Source organism: Herbaspirillum sp. NPDC101396 (genome assembly GCF_044767365.1).
In the GTDB taxonomy this organism is placed as follows: domain Bacteria; phylum Pseudomonadota; class Gammaproteobacteria; order Burkholderiales; family Burkholderiaceae_D; genus Herbaspirillum.
The window spans coordinates 416,108-433,673 of sequence record NZ_JBIWNT010000003.1 but is presented as its reverse complement, the minus strand read 5'-3'; the positions used below and the strand labels follow the sequence as shown (position 1 = coordinate 433,673).

Sequence of the window (17,566 nt, the reverse complement as noted above, 5' to 3'; positions counted from 1 at the left end):
CAACATTCAGGAGACAACAATGCTCTACGCATTCCCCGGCGCTGTCGGCGCCAAAATCACTTATCAGACGCACTACGACAACTTCATCGGCGGTAAATGGGTCGCACCGGTGACGGGACAATATTTCGACGCCATCACCCCAATCAGCGGCAAGCCTTATACAAAAGTGGCGCGCTCCACTGCGCAAGACGTGGAACTGGCGCTTGATGCCGCCCACGCCGCAGCCGACAGCTGGGGCCGCACGCCTGCCGCCGAACGCGCCAACATTCTTCTCCGCATAGCCGATCGGCTCGAAGCCAACCTGGAATTGCTGGCCTACGCTGAAACCGTCGACAACGGCAAGCCGATCCGCGAAACGCTCAATGCCGACATTCCGCTGGCGATCGACCATTTCCGTTATTTCGCCGGTTGCCTGCGCGCACAGGAAGGTGCATTGAGCAATATCGACGAAAACACCGTGGCCTACCATTTCCAGGAGCCACTGGGCGTCGTCGGACAGATCATCCCCTGGAATTTCCCGATCCTGATGGCCGCCTGGAAACTGGCTCCCGCCATCGGCGCCGGCAATTGCGTGGTGCTCAAACCGGCGGAATCAACGCCTGTCAGCATCCTTATCCTGGCCGGGCTGATTGCCGACCTGCTGCCGCCGGGCGTACTCAACATCGTCAACGGCTATGGCCGTGAAGCCGGTTTGCCGCTGGCTACCAGCAAACGCATCGCCAAGATTGCGTTTACCGGTTCCACCACCACCGGCCGCGTGATTGCCCAGGCCGCGGCCAACAACCTGATTCCCGCCACGCTGGAGTTGGGAGGAAAATCGCCGAACATCTTTTTTGCCGATGTCATGGACAAGGACGACGGCTTCCTCGACAAGGCAATTGAAGGACTGGTGCTGTTTGCATTCAATCAGGGCGAAGTCTGCACCTGCCCGTCTCGCGCCCTGATTCAAGAATCGATCTACGACAAGTTCATGGAACGGGTGCTCAAGCGGGTTGCCTCCATCAAACAGGAAAACCCGCTGGACACCGACACCATGATGGGCGCGCAGGCATCGCGCGAGCAGCTGACCAAGATCCTGTCGTATCTCGATCTTGGCAAACAGGAAGGTGCACAATTGCTGGCCGGCGGTGCGCAAACCCAGCTCGGCGGGGAACTGGCCGATGGTTACTATGTCCAGCCGACGCTGTTCAAGGGACATAACAAGATGCGCATTTTCCAGGAAGAGATATTTGGACCGGTCCTGGCCATTACCACCTTCAAGGATGAGGCCGAGGCGCTCGAAATTGCCAACGATACCCTCTACGGACTGGGAGCGGGGGTCTGGAGCCGTAACGGCAATGTCGCCTATCGCATGGGTCGCGCCATCAAGGCGGGCCGGGTCTGGACCAACTGCTATCACGCCTATCCGGCGCATGCCGCGTTCGGTGGCTACAAAGAGTCCGGCATCGGTCGCGAGACGCACAAGGTGATGCTCGATCACTACCAGCAAACGAAAAATCTGCTGGTGAGTTACAGCGAGCAAAAGCTGGGCTTCTTTTAAACATCAAGAGAAAAACACTGCCGCGAGGGAGACGGCCACCTGTCTCCCTCCGCACGACAGGCAGATCTGACGTCCGAGGCGCCATTTCAACAATGGAGACAACAGCATGGTAGACAAAGTAATTGCTACGCCAGCCGCGCTGGAACTTGTGTAGTTCCTGAAGAAGAAACACGGGGATCTGATGTTTCACCAATCCGGAGGGTGCTGCGACAACAGCGCGGCAAATTGTTACCTGCCCGGAGAGATCACGATGGGCGCCGGCGACGTCTATCTCGGCCACATAGGAGGATGTCCGTTTTACATCGGGCGGGCTCAGTATGCATACTGGAAGCACACGCAATTGATCATCGATGTGATCGAAGGGCATGGCGGCACCTTCTCACTGGAAGGCCCTGAGGGCAAAGCATTTCATACCCGCTCGCGGGTTTTTACCGAAGAAGAGATGCAAGAAATTCTGCGAGAAGAGAATCAGGAGGCATGAGTTCAGGTCCGCTCTGCGCCGACGCCTTCCGGCCCCGCTGAAGATTTCCCGGCGCCGGTTGCACGCCAGCACAATATCGATCCGGCACACACCAGAGACGCCCCGATCCAAAACGATCCCGGCAACGGAGCCCGGAGCAGGATCGCAGACAGCGCCGACGAGAAAACGGGAATGAAGTACGACGATCCTGCCAGAACGGTGACATTGCCGTGCAGGATGCCGACATTCCATGCCGCATACCCGAAGCCCATCGCTGCTGCCGCCAGGAGCAGATAGACCACGGCCGGTGTGCTGAAAGAGATCGGACGGTAATCCTGCAGAAAGAATTTCACCCAAAGCGCCAATGAGACAAGAATGAAGAACAGCGTCACGCCGTTTTTCCCCTGCGCGACATTGGTCGTGACGGTGCAATATGCAGCCCACACAACAGCTCCCGCCAGAGCCAGGCCGTAGCTGAGCGGATTGGCTCTGACATTGGCAAGCATGCTGAAGACATCCAGTCCCTGATCGCCACCCACTACCCAGGCAATACCAACAATGGAGCAAGCCACGCCGGGAACCACCAGCAAGGTCGCCCTTTGCCTGCTGAACGTCATTGCGGAGATGAGCGTGAATGTCGGCCACAAATAGTTGACCATTCCCACCTCAATTGCCTGTCTGCCCGAGTCGGCATACCCGATCGACAGGGAAAGACAAAGCTCATAAGTAACGAACAGAAGGCTTCCCCACAGTAGATATTTCCTGGGGAAGGAACCGAGCTTCGGCATGCCGACCGAGCAGAACAAAAACAAAGAGGCAACGCTGTAAATCATGGCCGCTCCCGCAGTGGCGCCGAAATACTCGCTCACGCTGCGGATCAGTCCAACGATGGAACTCCAGAGGAGCACTGAGGTAAGTCCTATGAGGGTGGCTTTCTTGCTATTCATTAAATTCCAACAAGTACGGGGTGAAAAAGGATAGCGCGAAGTCTAGCCGAACGAGGGGCTTGGCACTGCCCTTTCGGCGCCACAGATCAACTCGGCAGAACTTGACAGCTTTATTTATACAAGTAGTATACACCGTGTATTAATAATGCAAAACGACTCCCGTTGTTGCTTCGCTTCTGGAAGAACCATCGACTGCGGGGCGTTCTGACGACGGAATTGATCGGCCAGGCGACATGCCTGCAGACAGTTCTCATAACAAACCCGGGGATTGCGGACTGGCTTCGCATTCACGCCTTACTTATTCGAGGCTTCACCATGTCATTGTTCCGCTCAATCCGGACGAGAATTCTCATCGCCAGTCTGTCCATCCTCGCTGCGGCACTCCTCGCGAACGCAGCGCTTAACTATTTCGTGGCGAACATATTCAGCAAACAGTCGATCGTTTCGAATCTGGACTCCGTCTCCGCAGGCCACGTCGCCGGCATTGACGACTGGGTTGCGACGCGCGCACAGATGATCATTTCGCTGAGAACCGCGGCGAGCGAGCCTGATCCACTCTCGACGTTCATCGATGTTCAGAACGCAGGCGGTTTCACCGCCGTGTTCATGGGTCGCGCGGACAAGACTTTTGTATCCACCGCAAAAACCAATCTCCCTTCGGACTTCAATCCCGTCGAGCGCCCCTGGTACAAACAAGCGACGGCTTCGGGCAAGCCGATTGTCACGACGCCCTATATCGATATCACTTCCGGCAAATACGTCGTGGCCTTCGCCGCGCCGGCGGAAGGGCCGAACGGGATCAAGGAAGTTGTGGGAGGCAACGTCAGCATGGCGACCGTGCTGGCGAACGTCGATGCGATTCATCCGACGCCAAGCAGCCTGGGCATCCTGTTTGCAGGAAACGGAAATATCATTGCGTTCTCCGATGCAAAAATGATCGGCAAACCGATCTCCACGCTGATTCCGGATCTATCGATCAGTGCTTTGACGTCGGCTACGCAGCCCCTTCCGGTCAAGATCAACGGCGCGACGAAATTGCTGAAAGTAACGCCGATCAAGGGGACCGACTGGCACGTGGTAGTCGCGCTGGATGAGGCGGAAGCCACGGCAGGCATGCGTTCGCAATTGTCCGCCGCGATCCTGGTGCTTGTCGCGATCATGATCGTGGCAGCGCTGGTGATGTACGCGGTGACGACGATATTGCTCAGGCGCCTCGATACGATCAAAGACGCAATGATCGCGATTTCTTCTGGCTCGGGCGACCTGACTAAACGCTTGCCGGCCGCAGGCGAAGACGAACTGGCGCAGCTCTCCGCGGCGTTCAATCGCTTTGCGGAAAAGCTGCTGATCGTTACGCGCCAGGTACGCGTCATCAGCGAAGCGGTCCGGGAGGCAGCGAACCAGATTGCAAGCGGAAACGAGGAATTATCCGGAAGAACGGAAGCGGCTGCCGCCAGCCTGGAACAGACGGCGACGTCGATTGAGGAAATCACTTCTACCGTCAGCCTGTCGGCAAGTGCGGCCAAGGACGCCAACTCTAAATCGACTGACGCCTCGACGATCGCCGCACGTGGCGGCGAAGTGATCACGGGCGTGATTGCCTATATGCAGGAAATCGAAGTGGCGGCGGGCAGAATCCGCAGCATTATCAGTGCCATCGACGGGATTGCTTTCCAGACCAACATCCTTGCCTTAAATGCCGCAGTCGAGGCCGCACGTGCCGGGGAACAGGGACGAGGATTCGCAGTCGTCTCCAGTGAGGTCCGCAGCCTCGCACAACGAAGCGCGCAAGCCGCCAAGGAAATCAAGGGACTGATTGAAGCCACCATCGACAGCATCGCTTCAGGATCCTCGCGTGTCGCCGTGGCTGGACAGACCATGCAGGAAATCGTGGCGTCGGTCAACGACGTCAAAACAATGATGGGACAAGTTTCGGAAGCCGCGGATGAGCAGACGCTGGGCATCCACGAAGTCAATCGCGCCATGGGCCAGCTCGAGGCCATGGTTCAGCAAAACAGTGTCCTTGTGCAGGAATCGACTGCGACGGCATCGACCCTTTTGCTTCAAGCAAACGAACTTGCCGTGACGGTGAGTCAGTTCAAGACCGACAGTGACTAGACCGAATTCACCAGATAATCGCGCAACCATTGATGCGCCGGATCGCGATGCGAGCGTTCATGCCATAGCATCGCCATGTCGTAGCCGGGGACGTCGACGGGAGGCTCGACCACCTGCAGCGCGGCGGATCCGCGCATCAGGCGCGACGGCAGCATCGCCACCATGTCGGTGTTGGCCAGCACCGACATCATGAACAGGAAGTGCGGCACCGACAATGCCACGCGGCGCTGCAACCCCGCGGCCGCCAGCGCGTCGTCGGTAACGCCGCGAAAGCCGCCGCCATCCGGCGATACGATCACGTGCTCCAGCGCGCAGAACTGCGCCGGCGTCGGCTTGCGCCGGAGCTTGGGATGCCCACTGCGCCCCACCAGGACATAGCGCTCGCGGAACAGCACGCGCTGCCGCAGGCCCGGTGGCGCATCATGGCTGGTATGAAAGGCCAGGTCGATCTCGCCCTGCTCCGCCTGCCGCGCAATGCGCGTCGGCGCCAGTTCAACCACCGCCAGGCGCGTACCGGGTGCGGCGGCGCGCAATCCCGGCAAGGCCGGCAGCAACACTGCCGTTTCGGTGGCGTCGGTAGCGGCGATGCGCCAGGTATTGTCCGCCGTGGCGGGATCGAATCCTTCACCCGGCGCCACCGCACGCTCGAGCGCCTGCAAGGCTTCACGCAAGGGTTCCCGCAATTCTTCGGCGCGTGCGGTCGGCTGCATGCCGCGCGGTCCCGGCAACAGCAACGGGTCGCCGAAGATTTCACGCAGCTTGGCCAGATGCACGCTGACCGACGGCTGCGAGAAGTTGAGTCGCTGCGCCGCACGTGTGACATTGTGCTCAGACAGCAGCACGTCCAGCGTCACCAGAAGATTGAGATCGAGTTGCCGCAGCTTGTTCATGATCAGCTTTCGTAATACCTGTCATTGTAGAAATTCATTTCCAATATACCTGACACAGACCTAAGCTGGGCGCTTCCTTCTTTTGAAAGCCCGCCATGAATGTCCTGATTGTCTACGCCCATCCCGAACCGCAATCGCTGAACGGTTCCCTCAAGGATTTCTCGGTTGCGCGCCTGGAGGCGGCCGGCCACGCCGTACAAGTGTCGGATCTGTATGCCATGAACTGGAAAGCGCCGATCGATGCCAACGACAGCCTGGCGCCGCGCAACGGCGAACGCTTCGATGCATCGCTGGCATCGATGCATGCCTTTGAGAACGGCCTGCAAAGTGCAGATATCGCGCGCGAACAGGACAAGCTGCGCTGGGCCGATATGGTGATTTTGCAATTTCCGCTGTGGTGGTATTCCATGCCGGCCATCATGAAGGGCTGGGTGGAACGCGTGTACGCTTACGGCTTTGCCTATGGCGTCGGTGAACATTCCGATACCCACTGGGGCGACCGTTTTGGAGAAGGCACGCTGGCAGGGAAACGCGCGATGGTAATCACCACCACCGGCGGCTGGGAGTCGCACTATGCAGCGCGCGGCATCAACGGCCCGATCAACGACCTGCTGTTCCCTATCCACCATGGCATCCTGTATTACCCCGGCTTCGCGGTGCTGCCGCCGTTCGTCGTGTACCGCACCGGCAAGACCGATGCTGCGCGCTACGCCGACATCTGCGCAGCGCTCGGTGAGCGCCTCGACACGCTCGCCAGCACCACGCCGATTGCGTTCCGTCCGCAAAACGCCGGCGACTACGCCATCCCGGCGTTGACGCTGCGTGAGGAGATTGCGCCGGGGGTGTCGGGCTTTGCGGCGCACCTGCGGGATTTATGAATTCATTGGAATGATTCCAAAATCGCAACATTTCCCACATTGCGCTTGTTGCGCCCCTTCAACTTCCTTTTTGTCTGACTTTGGAAAAAGGCATTTGCCGATACCCGCGCCGGACTGTCCTGTTTACGCTGGAATCCCTTATTGCGCCTGCACCGCAGGCATTACCGAAAGGTCAGCGGATCCATGCATACCGAGCCAGCGCCATCCCGAACTCGCCTGCTCGAGCCCGGCAAGAATTGCTGGCGCATTGCGCCGGCTCATCGCTTCAAACTGCTGATCGACGCTGACGCCTATTTCAGCGCTGTGCGCGCCGCTGTGCGAAAGGCGCAGCGCAGCGTGTTCATCCTGGGCTGGGACATCGACAGCCGCATGCGACTGATGCCGGGAGGCGCCGACGACGGCTATCCGGAGGCGCTGGGCGACTTCCTCAACGCACTGATTGAGGAACGTCCGCAACTGCACGTCTATATCCTGAACTGGGATTTTGCGATGCTGTATGCCTTGGAGCGCGAATGGCCGCCTGCCTACAAGCACGGTTGGCGCAAGCGCAGCCGGCTCTACTTCCATATGGACGCCAGCCATCCGGTCGGCGCTTCGCATCATCAGAAAATCGTCGTGGTGGACGACAAGCTGGCCTTCGCGGGCGGCATCGATTTGACGCGCAATCGCTGGGACACGCCGGAACATGCGCCGGATCAACCGTTGCGCCGCGACATTGATGACAAATCCTACGGTCCTTTCCATGACGTGCAGGCCATAGTCGACGGCGAGGCCGCTGAAGCACTGGGCGAATTGGCGCGCATGCGCTGGTCGCGTGCCGGCTGCAGACCTGCGCTGGCGCTGAACAAGGCTGGAGGTGGCGACGACCTGTGGCCGGCCGGTGTGGAAGCCGACCTGTGCGAGGTCGAGATCGGCATCGCACGCACCGAACCGGAACGTGACGGCATCGACGGCGTCGGCGAAATCCGCCAGCTCTACCTCGACGCCATCGCAACGGCACGGCATTCCTTGTTCTTCGAAAATCAGTACTTCACCTCCAATGTGCTGCACGACGCGCTGGCGGCACGCCTGGCTGAAGACGACGCGCCGGAAGTCGCCGTGGTGTCGCCGCAGAACCAGAGCGGCTGGCTGGAGCAAGCCACCATGGGCCACCTGCGCGCACGCATTCATCAGCGCCTGAAAACCGCCGACCGTCGCGACCGCTATCGCATGTACTGCCCGCAACTGGCCGGCGAGCAGGACGGCTGCCTCAATGTCCACAGCAAGGTGTTCGCGGTCGACGATCACCTGTTCTGCGTCGGCTCGGCCAACATGAGCAACCGGTCAATGGCGTATGACACCGAATGCAATCTCGTGATCGAAGCCCATGGTGACGAGACCCAACAGGCGCGCATGCGTGCGGCGATCGCCGATATGCGCAACCGCTTGCTGGCAGAACATCTCGACGTCAATGTAGAAACAGTCCGGTTGGAAATCGACAAGGGCGCCGGCCTGCATGCCGCGATCGCCTCACTGCAGAGCGAGGGCCGGTCGATGGTCACGCTCGATCCGGAGCTGCTGCCGCAGATCGAGGCACTCATGCCCGACAAGGTGATGTTCGATCCGGAAACGCCGATCAATCCCGACGAACTGATTGCCCAGTTCGTGCCCGGTCATGCACGCAAGCCGGTGCCGCGCCGTCTGATCGGCCTTGGCGTGTTCGGTATCCTGCTGTTGGCGTTGACTCTGGCGTGGCGCTTCACGCCGCTGCGCGAGTGGCTCAACCTGAGTTCGCTGATCGCCCTGGCGCGCGGCCTTGAGGCATTGCCATTCACGCCGCTGACGGTGATGGCGGTGTATCTGGTGGCGGGTATGCTGATGTTCCCGGTGACCTTGCTGATCGCGGTGACGGGCATCGTGTTTGGACCGTTCTACGGCGCCCTGTATGCGCTGGCGGGATCGTTGCTGAGTGCGCTGGCCGGTTTCGGCTTTGGCGTCTGGCTCGGACGCGAGACGCTGCAACAGCTGCTGGGCCGCCGCGTCAACAGCCTGAGCCGGCGCTTCGCCAAGCGCGGCATCCCTGCCATGGTGGTGATCAGGCTGCTGCCGGTGGCGCCGTTCACGATCGCCAATGTGGTGGCCGGCGTGTCGCACCTGAGCCTGCGCGATTATCTGATCGGCACCTTCCTCGGCATGGCGCCCGGCATTATCCTCACGGTCGCATTTGCGCATAACCTGGCCGAAGCGATCCGCCATCCCAGCCTGGCGACAATGGCCTTGCTGGCAGGTATGGCGGCGCTGCTGATCGGCATGGCGCTGGGCTTGCAGAAATTGTTTTCACCGCAACAGCGGAGCGTGCGATGAACGACATCGCCGCCATCCTGGCGCCCCCCGCGCAAGCGGTACCGGTCAGCCCCACTCCCTGGCCGCTCACCGTCGCTACCTACAATATTCATAGTGCGATCGGCATCGATGGTCGCTTCGCGCCCGAACGCATCGCACGTGTCCTGCTCGACATCGGCGCCGATGTGATCGCGTTGCAAGAGGTGCCGCTGGGCGGATCCCGGAACGCAGACGTGCTGAAGGTATTGCAGGAAGCGACCGGCTTCCACGCTGTCGAAGGTCCGACTGAAGACTCTCCGCAGCGCCGCTACGGCAATGCGGTGCTGAGCCGCTATCCGGTGCGGGCGACGCGCGCCATCGACTTGTCGTTTGGCAGCCGCGAAGCACGCGGTGCGCTGGACGCCGATCTCGACTGCCACGGCCAGCCGCTGCGCGTGGTAGCGACGCACCTGGGCCTGCGCCCGGCCGAACGGCGCGATCAGATCAGGCGTCTGTTGCAGACCTTCGATACCGACCGCATGCCGGTGATCCTGATGGGCGACGTCAACGAATGGTTTGTCTGGGGGCGGCCGTTGCGCTGGCTGGTGTCGCACTTCGATGCGGTCCCGGCTCCCCGCACGTTCCCGGCGCGCTGGCCGCTGTTTTCGCTCGACCGCATCTGGATCAGCCCGCGCCGCCGGTTGTTGCGGGTGCACGTGCACGCGAGCCCGTTGGCGCGCCTTGCGTCAGACCATTTGCCGCTGGTGGCGCATATCGATGCCTAGTGGTTCGGCCCTCATTGAAAGGAACATCCAATGGAACAGCATGAAGTCCTGATCGTCGGCGCCGGCCCTACCGGCATGGTGCTCGCGTTATCGCTCAACAAATTCGGCGTGCGCGTGCGCATCCTCGACAAGGCGGCTGCGCCGGGCACGGCGTCGCGCGCGCTGGTGGTGCAGGCGCGGACGCTGGAACTGTATCGCCAGCTCGACCTGACCGAGGCCGTATTGGCAGACGGGCATCGGGCCCAGGCTTTCAACCTGTGGGCCGAAGGCGAGCACAAAGCGCACGTGCAGCTCGGCGCGATCGGCGAAGGGCTCACTCCCTACCCGTTCCTGCAGATCTTCCCGCAAGATCGTCATGAAAAACTGCTGGCCGAACGGTTGCAGGCAGCCGGCGTTGTGATCGAACGCGGCATCGAGTTCATCGACTACAGCGACGCCGGCCCGCACATCAGTGCGCGTTATCTCGACGCTGACGGCCGCGCACAGAACTGCGAGGCGCGCTATATCGTCGGCTGCGATGGCGCCCATTCGATGGTGCGCAAAAGCCTGGGGGCGGATTTTTCCGGCGGTACGTATCGCCAGCTGTTCTACGTCGCCGATATCGAAGGCAGCGGGCCTGCGCTCAACGGCGAGGTGCATGTGGATCTCAGCGAGGCAGACTTCGTCGCGGTGTTCGGTATGAATGCGGGCGGCCGTGCGCGCCTGGTCGGCACCATCCGCGAAGATCGGGTGAATGGTTTGAGCGGCAACGGACAAGCCGCAGCACTGAGCTTCGAGGATGTCTCCGAACGCGCCCTGCGCGAGATGAAGATCAAGGTCGACAAGGTCAACTGGTTCTCCAGCTATCACGTGCATCATCGCGTGGCGGACCGTTTCCGCTCCGGTCGCGCCTTCATCGCCGGCGATGCCGGACACGTGCACAGTCCGGTCGGCGGCCAAGGCATGAACACCGGCATCGGCGACGCCATCAACCTGGCGTGGAAACTGGCTGCGGTCTTGCAGGGCCAAGCCGGCGACAGTCTGCTGGACAGTTATGAAGCGGAACGTCTGACTTTCGCGCGACGCCTGGTGCAGACCACCGACCGCGCCTTCACGCTGGTGACTTCGCCGGGGAATCTGGCGAAGGTGGTGCGTACGCGCCTGGCGCCGGCGTTGCTGCCACGCGCAGTGCGTCTGCCGATGGCGCGCGAGTTCCTGTTTCGCACGGTGTCGCAAACCACCATCAGTTATCGCCACGGCCCGCTCGGCGCAGGACAGGCCGGCGCTGTCCGTGGCGGTGATCGCCTGCCTTGGGCGCCGACGCATGGCGGCGACAATTTCGCCAGCCTGGCGACGCCTGCATGGCAAGTTCACGTCTATGGCGAAGCGCGCGCGGAATTATCCGAGTGGGCTGCTGCGCGCGGCATCGCTCTGCATGTCTTCGCCTGGGCCGCGCAGCACGACCATGCAGGCCTGGCCCGCAACGCGGCCTATCTGCTGCGGCCCGACTCTTACATCGCGTGCGCCGATCCGGCGGGCGGCGTGCAGACGTTTGACGACTATTTGCAGCAGCGTGGCTTGCAGGTCGGCGGAGGCGCAAGAGCCGCATAGCCATCGGAAAAGACTTCAAACCACTACAAGCCGTCCGTCCTACTCTGACATCGTGTAGCGGTACTTGCCGACTTTCAATGGCGTCATTCTTCTTTAGCATGGTTCAACACGCCACGCGTCTGCCCGGCGTCCACATCCAAGGAGACCATCATGCATTCCAAACTCATTGCAGTTCTCGTCGCCGCGACCTTCAGCGCGGGCGCGTATGCCCAGGCCAGCACCGGTACCGCCGGCACCAGCACCACCAATGATTCGGCACAAACCGTGAACAACGACATGTCGAAGTCAAAAACCAAATCAACAAAGAAGAGCTCACGCCAACCGAAGGACAGCAACGCCGCACCCAAGCCTCCTGGTGGCGGCAACAGCGGTAGCGGAAATAGCGGCGGCGGTTCCGGCGGTGCAGGCGCCGGAGGCGCTGGTGCTGGTGCCGGAGGCGCAGGCGGTGCTGGCAGCGGCAGCGGCGGCTAATCCATTCGCGCCGTCAAACCGATCCGGCTTGCCCAGCGACTCTCTGTCGTAGCGGCAAGGCGGATCTCCTCAAGCGCTCAGTTCCTGCTTCGCCACCATCCAGATTGCGCCGGCGCATACTCCGGCCGCAGCCACGGCCAAAACGTGCAAGAGCCAGTCGAAACTCATTCCATTTCCTCCCGGCGTTCAATTTCCCCTGCACCCTCACAAGGCATGCGTCGAGTATAGGAAACAGCGCCGGCGAAGTTCGTTCGCGCCCGGTAAAACGCCGCAAAGTTTTGCAAAGACGGATAACCGCTGCCGCCTTGTCGAGGGTAGTTAAAAACAGGAATGATCGCGATGACAATCAAATGTGCAGTTTCATTTACATAACTGCACATTTTCTGCCCCAAGCTTTGACAAAGCGACAAGCACGAGAAAAGATTTCACCTGTTTTACACAAAACGTCCCGCGAAAAGCGAAAGGTTCATGCTAGGATTTTGCCATTCAAGGGAGAAACGAAGAATGCCTGACGGTCACCAATGTATCGAACTGCCGACCATCATCAACAATGTTGAGTATGTTTTGCAAAGCCGCACGATCGCAGCTGCGGATGGAACACAGCAGCCCGAGTACCGGGTGCTGCTGGAAGGTGTGGTGATCAAATCCTGGACTGCCGGCGATATACGCGCTTACTTCGCCATCGGCTGACGGCACGGCAGCCCGAGCAGCCGAACCGGTCGCCTGATGCGGCCCCGGCCCGCATATTTCACAGATCCTTACGTCGCCATGTTGGCGCGACGATGAATGATCTTTTCGATCTTATCTTTCAGCGTTGCCGCATTGAAGGGCTTGACGATATAACCGTCAGCGCCGGCTTGCGCCGCTTCGACGATATTCTCCTTCTTCGCTTCCGCAGTAATCATCAGGACCGGCAGATGCGCCAGGGACGGTGTCGCACGGATTTTTTTCAGCAAGGCCAAGCCATCCATCACCGGCATATTCCAGTCGGTCAGCACGAAGGTGATGGGAGCTGCGCCGCCTTCCAGCACTTTCATCGCCGCGGCGCCGTCTTCGGCCTCTGCCATCTTGGTGAACTCAAGTTCTTTGAGCAAACCGGTTACGATGCGCCTCATGGTAGAAAAGTCGTCTACCACCAGGAAATATTGATCATCTGCCATGTTGGGTAATGTGATTCTTGCGAGTTAGTGAGAGCGAGGGACTATCTAGATTTTTATCTGGATTTTTTACTGTTGCCAGTTTAAAACATTTCTGGAAACTTCAATACTCTACGGTACGAATATTGTAATAATCCATGAAAAATCAAGTTATCTATTTATAAATAAACAATATTTTTACGAGATCGTATTGTAAGGACATTTCCGGCGAGGCCACGTTCAATATCGGTAGAAACCCGATCTAACCGTGCGTCGATCCTTGGATTGGCAAAGCAAACTTGCGGAAAATACGCTACCTCTTTCCAGAGCAGGAAACAGACCAGGGTGGATGCCAGGAGCGATGATCCCGCCTTGCGACCCTATTTCTTGAGCAGTTCAATGGCGTCTTCGGCGACGCTGCGCAAATTGGTGATCGTCGCATTGAGATCGGCAAGTTCCCTTGCCGTCGGCGGCTCATCCATCCCACCCTTGACCAGCGACGCCTTGACGATCGTCGCCGCCATATGCCAGGCAGCGCGATTGTGCGCATTGATCAACTCTCTACGGATCCGCTCCAGTTCCGTTTTCTTTGTTTTATCCATCGCTTGTTTTTAGCTCGTCGGTTATTCGAATCTGACGGTTGACGCAGCCCCCACAACACTTCCGGTTGGAAAGATATTGTGAGACCCCCACCACCATACTATGCATCAATTCTTTCAAGCCCGTGACTCGCATTCACTTCGGTATCTTGATTGCAACTTGGCATTGCGAAATAGACATTACACCGAATTTCTATATCGAAACAATAAATCTTCTGACTTTCTATGCCAATTTTTATTGAGACATGATCCTGATCAACTTATTGCCGGCACACAGCCGCTCTCCAACCTTAAGCCCACCCGGCGGCCAACTCACGGGTCAGGTCAGCTGAAGGAATTTCCTTGCAACCACGGGCATTCTGTCCCGACCACAGCGGAGAAAAATCGCCGCTGCCCTGGGCTTCCGCCTTGGCGCGCAACGGCGCAATCGCGGCGGTGGCGAGCGGAAAAACTTGCGCGGCGCTGCTCAACGGCCCCAGCTCGCGCATGACGCGATTGACGATGCCGCGCGCCGGACCGCCTGTAAACAAGGTCGTCAGCGCAGTGTGTTCGGCGGCGGGCCCCTTGAGCGCAGCGCGATGCGGCGCGCTGGTAAGGGCTTCCGGTGTCAGCATGTACGCGGTGCCGATCTGCACGCCGGCTGCTCCCAGCAGCTTGGCGGCAGCCACGCCGGCCGCGTCGGCAATTCCGCCGGAGGCAATCACCGGGACTTTGACGGCACGGACAATTTGCGGCAGCAAGGCAAAAGTACCGATTTGCGTCGACAGGTCGTGCGTGAGGAAGAAGCCGCGATGACCGCCTGCTTCGAGACCTTGCGCAATAATGGCGTCGACACCCTGCTCTTCCAGCCAGCGCGCTTCCGCCACGGTGGTGGCCGAACACAGTACTTTGGCGCCCCACTTGCGTACGCGGTCGATCAATGCTTGGTCGGGCAAGCCGAAATGGAAACTCACCACCGGCGGCTTGAATTCGCTCAGCAGTTCCGCGGCCTCGGCGGAGAAAGGCGCACGGCCGGCCCCTTGCGGAATGAGCTCGGGATCGATGCCGTACTCGCGATAATAAGGCGCGAGCGCGGTGCGCCAGGCAGCTTCACGTGCGGCATCCGGCGTCGGCGGCGTGTGGGCGAAAAAATTGACGTTGTAGGGCTTGGACGTGCCCGCGCGAATCAATTCAAGTTCCTTGCGCAGGGTCTCGGGCGTCAGCATTGCACAGGGCAAAGAGCCCAGCCCGCCGGCATTCGATACCGCGATGGCCATGGCGTGGCCCTGAATCCCCGCCAGGGGCGCCTGAATCAACGGCAGCTCGATGCCGAGCAGTTTCTGCAGTGTGTCCATGACTGTTCTCTGTCCCGATTCTTTTTCTGCGGTTCATGATGCCGTCAAATTGCTGCGAAGCCGAAGCTGCCTCAAATGAAATTTTTACGTCATGACCGACGAGAAATATTCAACAAGAAATCAACGAAAATTCACATTTAAACCAAAATATTCGTGTTCATCGCCAGTATAACGGGCCGCGTCATTTCGCGTCGGCGGCGACTTCGCTGTTACCACTCCTTACCTTCTGCTTCGACTTGCGGGCTTGCCGATAATTTACAATCGGGGGTATCGAATTACCTTCAGGAGAATCCAGGCATGCGCCGCTCGCTTCCTTTGCCGTTCGCTTATACCGTGCTGCCGCTCGTGGCCGTCGCGCTGCTGGCGGGCTGCTCCACGTCCAAGCCATCGTTTTACCATCAGGAAGATTTCAGCGAAACCGACACCTATTCGCGCAGCTTCGGCGGCAGCGACGCCGCAGTCTGCGAAGCCGCGCGCCGCGCCCTCCTGGGCCAGGGCTACATCATCAGCAAGGCGCAGGCCAATATTGTCGACGGCACCAAGAGCTTCCAGCCGGAAGCCGACCAGCACGTCGAAATCGCCTTCCACATCGTCTGCGCAGGGAACGGCAAGGCCGATCAGAAGGCCTCGGTCTTCGTCAGTGCCACCCAGGATCGCTACGCGCTGAAGAAAACCAACAACTCGGCCAGCCTCGGCGTGGGTGTGCTGGGCTCAGTCTCCATGCCGTTCGGGTCCAGCGACGACTCACTGGTGCGGGTGGCCAGCGAAACCATCCGCTCGGCACATTTTTACGACCGCTTCTTTGGCGCGGTGGAGCGTTACCTGGCGCCGGGCGAGGATGATGCCGCCAAAGCCAGCAAAACCGAGCTTGACGGCCCTTTGCCGCAGCCACAAAAAAAGGAGTCCAAATAGGACTCCCTGCACAGTTTTTCAGCAACTGCCTGATTTTGAGGCGCGTCACAGTATTTCAATAAAATCAATGACTTGCCAAGGTTGTACAGACTTGCTCACATGGTTACCCACAGTTTCTGTGGGTAACTGTGGACAACCTTGCGAGGCGGTTTAACGGCGATGGTCGTGGCGATCATAATGGCCGTGGCCGTAATAACGCGGGCCATGGCGGTAATAACCGGGGCCGCGATGATAGTAGCCGCGCTCCACATAGACCGGCGCCGGAGCGTAATAGACCGGTGCTGGACGGACATAAACAGGTGGCGGCGGTGCATACACCGGCGCAGGGGCGTAATAGACGGGCGGTGGAGGCGGTGCATACACCGGCACGCCGATGTTGATGCCGACGCCGACATGGGTCGCCATCGCCGGCGTCGCGAACAGGCTCGCGGCGAGCACGCCGACAGAAATGACTGTCACGGAGAGAAGAGATTTTTTCACGATGGCTCCTTGGATGTACCTGAAGGTACTTAAATACTTTGCTAAATATAAAACGTTGAATCCTTAGCTGTATTTAAATCCAATTCGAGGCCGAGGACCAGTCAGTTGATGGTAAGCCTTGTAACAAGATGCTACAAATTCCTGACGTAGTTTGACACCTGCAATAAAAAACGGGCCTCGATACCAGCAAGGCCCGTTTTGTTTTCCGCCACGTGCTTCAGGCGGCGTTCAGCACCGCCACATTGCCCTGCCCCGCTTCAATACGCGCAACCTTGGCCACGGTATCGGCGCAAGCGCGCGCCACTTCCTGGCCCTTGACCACGAAGTGCTCATGGAAGAATTGCTGATGCTCGCCGTGCGAGTGGAAATGATGCGGTGTCAGCACGGCCGAGAAGACCGGTACTTCGGTCTCAAGCTGTACGCTCATCAGCGACGTGATCACCGCTTGCGCGACGAAGTCGTGACGATAGATGCCGCCGTCGACCACCAGGCCGGCCGCGACGATGCCGGCGTATTTGCCGGTCTTGGCCAACAGCTTGGCGTGCAGCGGGATTTCAAACGCGCCGGGCAATTCAAAGAAGTCGATGCTGGATTCGGCGAAGCCGAGTTTGGCGATTTCCGCAGTGAAGGAGATACGGCACTGATCGACGATCTCCTTGTGCCAGCTGGCCTGGATGAAGGCGATGCGATTCTTGGTGGACGAGGTATTGCTGGATGGGTGTTGCATTTGTTCAGGACTCCTGTTTGTCGAATAAAAAACAGGGCGCATGAAAACCGGCGAACGCATGCAGGCAGCATGCGCGCGGCAGGTTTTCGTTCTCTTTCATCCGGACTGTGACCGTCGGCCCCGGGATCACACCGGGTCTGCTGACCTCAACGGACAGGCGTCCGCCAAGCGCTCGCGGGCTCGCTGCAATGACGTCGAAAACAACGCCGTTACAGCATTACCGCCGGTGGGGATTTCCACCCCGCCCCGAGAACATCGTGGTCGAAAAATATCGCATCGGATGCAAAGTTTTTCGCCACGCAGGAATTTATCACGATTACAAAAATGCTGCAGAGCACACAACAACTTTTCCCGTTCCTTCCGCCAAGGGTAGCGCGTCGTCAACCCATTAATCGAAC

17 protein-coding genes and 1 riboswitch are annotated in these 17,566 nt (G+C 59.4%); of the genes, 10 read left to right on the top strand and 7 right to left on the bottom strand.

Annotated features, from left to right (window positions below):
* Positions 1–19: 19 nt before the first annotated feature.
* Together adh and ACIROY_RS11690 are read left to right on the top strand one after the other, a co-directional pair.
* Positions 20–1,540 carry an aldehyde dehydrogenase gene (gene adh / locus ACIROY_RS11695; protein WP_402341656.1) on the top strand — a complete coding sequence of 507 codons (1,521 nt, stop codon included), beginning with the start codon at positions 20–22 and terminating at the stop codon, positions 1,538–1,540.
* Positions 1,541–1,697: 157 nt separating this feature from the next.
* Positions 1,698–2,021 carry a DUF779 domain-containing protein gene (locus ACIROY_RS11690; protein ID WP_402342016.1) on the top strand — a complete coding sequence of 108 codons (324 nt, stop codon included), beginning with the start codon at positions 1,698–1,700 and terminating at the stop codon, positions 2,019–2,021.
* 2 nt (positions 2,022–2,023) lie between these two features.
* Here ACIROY_RS11690 and yddG read toward each other — a convergent pair whose 3' ends face one another.
* Positions 2,024–2,947: an aromatic amino acid DMT transporter YddG gene (gene yddG / locus ACIROY_RS11685; protein ID WP_402341655.1), complete on the bottom strand. Its 924-nt coding sequence runs from the start codon at positions 2,945–2,947 to the stop codon at positions 2,024–2,026.
* 321 nt (positions 2,948–3,268) lie between these two features.
* Between yddG and ACIROY_RS11680 the strand changes: the two genes are divergently transcribed.
* Positions 3,269–5,065: a methyl-accepting chemotaxis protein gene (locus ACIROY_RS11680; protein ID WP_402342014.1), complete on the top strand. Its 1,797-nt coding sequence runs from the start codon at positions 3,269–3,271 to the stop codon at positions 5,063–5,065.
* On the opposite strand, the gene ACIROY_RS11675 is transcribed toward ACIROY_RS11680, so the two are convergent.
* On the bottom strand, positions 5,062–5,955 hold the full coding sequence (locus tag ACIROY_RS11675) for a LysR family transcriptional regulator (RefSeq protein ID WP_402341653.1): 894 nt from the start codon (positions 5,953–5,955) through the stop codon (positions 5,062–5,064). The genes ACIROY_RS11680 and ACIROY_RS11675 overlap by 4 nt on opposite strands.
* Before the next feature lie 95 nt (positions 5,956–6,050).
* On the opposite strand from ACIROY_RS11675, the gene ACIROY_RS11670 reads away from it, so the two are divergent.
* The 6 genes from ACIROY_RS11670 to ACIROY_RS11645 all read left to right on the top strand — a co-directional run bounded on the left by ACIROY_RS11670 (position 6,051) and on the right by ACIROY_RS11645 (position 12,670).
* Positions 6,051–6,833 (top strand): NAD(P)H-dependent oxidoreductase, encoded by a 783-nt coding sequence (locus ACIROY_RS11670; RefSeq protein ID WP_402273022.1) that lies wholly within the window; start codon positions 6,051–6,053, stop codon positions 6,831–6,833.
* A 183-nt stretch (positions 6,834–7,016) separates the two neighbouring features.
* On the top strand, positions 7,017–9,176 hold the full coding sequence (locus ACIROY_RS11665; protein WP_402341651.1) for a VTT domain-containing protein: 2,160 nt from the start codon (positions 7,017–7,019) through the stop codon (positions 9,174–9,176).
* Positions 9,173–9,919 (top strand): endonuclease/exonuclease/phosphatase family protein, encoded by a 747-nt coding sequence (locus ACIROY_RS11660; RefSeq protein WP_402273027.1) that lies wholly within the window; start codon positions 9,173–9,175, stop codon positions 9,917–9,919. The genes ACIROY_RS11665 and ACIROY_RS11660 overlap by 4 nt, the downstream gene beginning before the upstream one ends.
* A 30-nt stretch (positions 9,920–9,949) precedes the next feature.
* The gene (locus tag ACIROY_RS11655) at positions 9,950–11,509 is read left to right on the top strand and encodes an FAD-dependent monooxygenase (RefSeq protein WP_402341650.1); all 1,560 of its coding nucleotides are present in this window, start codon (positions 9,950–9,952) and stop codon (positions 11,507–11,509) included.
* A 150-nt stretch (positions 11,510–11,659) separates the two neighbouring features.
* Complete coding sequence (locus tag ACIROY_RS11650) at positions 11,660–11,980, top strand: hypothetical protein (protein WP_402273032.1); 321 nt, start codon at positions 11,660–11,662, stop codon at positions 11,978–11,980.
* 504 nt (positions 11,981–12,484) lie between these two features.
* Positions 12,485–12,670 (top strand): hypothetical protein, encoded by a 186-nt coding sequence (locus ACIROY_RS11645; protein ID WP_402273035.1) that lies wholly within the window; start codon positions 12,485–12,487, stop codon positions 12,668–12,670.
* A gap of 68 nt (positions 12,671–12,738) precedes the next feature.
* Here ACIROY_RS11645 and ACIROY_RS11640 read toward each other — a convergent pair whose 3' ends face one another.
* From ACIROY_RS11640 to ACIROY_RS11630, 3 genes are all read right to left on the bottom strand, one after another.
* Positions 12,739–13,140 carry a response regulator gene (locus ACIROY_RS11640; protein WP_016833583.1) on the bottom strand — a complete coding sequence of 134 codons (402 nt, stop codon included), beginning with the start codon at positions 13,138–13,140 and terminating at the stop codon, positions 12,739–12,741.
* Between the two features lie 356 nt (positions 13,141–13,496).
* Positions 13,497–13,718 (bottom strand): hypothetical protein, encoded by a 222-nt coding sequence (locus ACIROY_RS11635; protein WP_029363300.1) that lies wholly within the window; start codon positions 13,716–13,718, stop codon positions 13,497–13,499.
* A 287-nt stretch (positions 13,719–14,005) separates the two neighbouring features.
* Complete coding sequence (locus ACIROY_RS11630) at positions 14,006–15,049, bottom strand: NAD(P)H-dependent flavin oxidoreductase (protein ID WP_402273038.1); 1,044 nt, start codon at positions 15,047–15,049, stop codon at positions 14,006–14,008.
* 297 nt (positions 15,050–15,346) lie between these two features.
* Here ACIROY_RS11630 and ACIROY_RS11625 point away from each other — a divergent pair, with 297 nt between their 5' ends.
* Positions 15,347–15,961 (top strand): DUF2242 domain-containing protein, encoded by a 615-nt coding sequence (locus tag ACIROY_RS11625; RefSeq protein WP_402273040.1) that lies wholly within the window; start codon positions 15,347–15,349, stop codon positions 15,959–15,961.
* A gap of 150 nt (positions 15,962–16,111) precedes the next feature.
* On the opposite strand, the gene ACIROY_RS11620 is transcribed toward ACIROY_RS11625, so the two are convergent.
* On the bottom strand, positions 16,112–16,366 hold the full coding sequence (locus tag ACIROY_RS11620) for a hypothetical protein (RefSeq protein WP_402342012.1): 255 nt from the start codon (positions 16,364–16,366) through the stop codon (positions 16,112–16,114).
* Between the two features lie 292 nt (positions 16,367–16,658).
* Positions 16,659–17,168 carry a 6,7-dimethyl-8-ribityllumazine synthase gene (locus tag ACIROY_RS11615; protein WP_402341649.1) on the bottom strand — a complete coding sequence of 170 codons (510 nt, stop codon included), beginning with the start codon at positions 17,166–17,168 and terminating at the stop codon, positions 16,659–16,661.
* Between the two features lie 84 nt (positions 17,169–17,252).
* Positions 17,253–17,426: riboswitch (FMN riboswitch) on the bottom strand.
* Positions 17,427–17,566 lie beyond the last annotated feature (140 nt).

What these genes read in the sequence shown, in the direction of transcription:
- ACIROY_RS11615 (WP_402341649.1), bottom strand. Translation starts at nt 17,168, where the DNA reads ATGCAACACCCATCCAGCAATACCTCGTCCACCAAGAATCGCATCGCC.
- yddG (WP_402341655.1), bottom strand. Translation starts at nt 2,947, where the DNA reads ATGAATAGCAAGAAAGCCACCCTCATAGGACTTACCTCAGTGCTCCTC.
- ACIROY_RS11675 (WP_402341653.1), bottom strand. Translation starts at nt 5,955, where the DNA reads ATGAACAAGCTGCGGCAACTCGATCTCAATCTTCTGGTGACGCTGGAC.
- ACIROY_RS11670 (WP_402273022.1), top strand. Translation starts at nt 6,051, where the DNA reads ATGAATGTCCTGATTGTCTACGCCCATCCCGAACCGCAATCGCTGAAC.
- ACIROY_RS11665 (WP_402341651.1), top strand. Translation starts at nt 7,017, where the DNA reads ATGCATACCGAGCCAGCGCCATCCCGAACTCGCCTGCTCGAGCCCGGC.
- ACIROY_RS11625 (WP_402273040.1), top strand. Translation starts at nt 15,347, where the DNA reads ATGCGCCGCTCGCTTCCTTTGCCGTTCGCTTATACCGTGCTGCCGCTC.
- ACIROY_RS11655 (WP_402341650.1), top strand. Translation starts at nt 9,950, where the DNA reads ATGGAACAGCATGAAGTCCTGATCGTCGGCGCCGGCCCTACCGGCATG.
- adh (WP_402341656.1), top strand. Translation starts at nt 20, where the DNA reads ATGCTCTACGCATTCCCCGGCGCTGTCGGCGCCAAAATCACTTATCAG.
- ACIROY_RS11640 (WP_016833583.1), bottom strand. Translation starts at nt 13,140, where the DNA reads ATGGCAGATGATCAATATTTCCTGGTGGTAGACGACTTTTCTACCATG.
- ACIROY_RS11630 (WP_402273038.1), bottom strand. Translation starts at nt 15,049, where the DNA reads ATGGACACACTGCAGAAACTGCTCGGCATCGAGCTGCCGTTGATTCAG.
- ACIROY_RS11660 (WP_402273027.1), top strand. Translation starts at nt 9,173, where the DNA reads ATGAACGACATCGCCGCCATCCTGGCGCCCCCCGCGCAAGCGGTACCG.
- ACIROY_RS11650 (WP_402273032.1), top strand. Translation starts at nt 11,660, where the DNA reads ATGCATTCCAAACTCATTGCAGTTCTCGTCGCCGCGACCTTCAGCGCG.
- ACIROY_RS11645 (WP_402273035.1), top strand. Translation starts at nt 12,485, where the DNA reads ATGCCTGACGGTCACCAATGTATCGAACTGCCGACCATCATCAACAAT.
- ACIROY_RS11620 (WP_402342012.1), bottom strand. Translation starts at nt 16,366, where the DNA reads ATGGCGACCCATGTCGGCGTCGGCATCAACATCGGCGTGCCGGTGTAT.
- ACIROY_RS11635 (WP_029363300.1), bottom strand. Translation starts at nt 13,718, where the DNA reads ATGGATAAAACAAAGAAAACGGAACTGGAGCGGATCCGTAGAGAGTTG.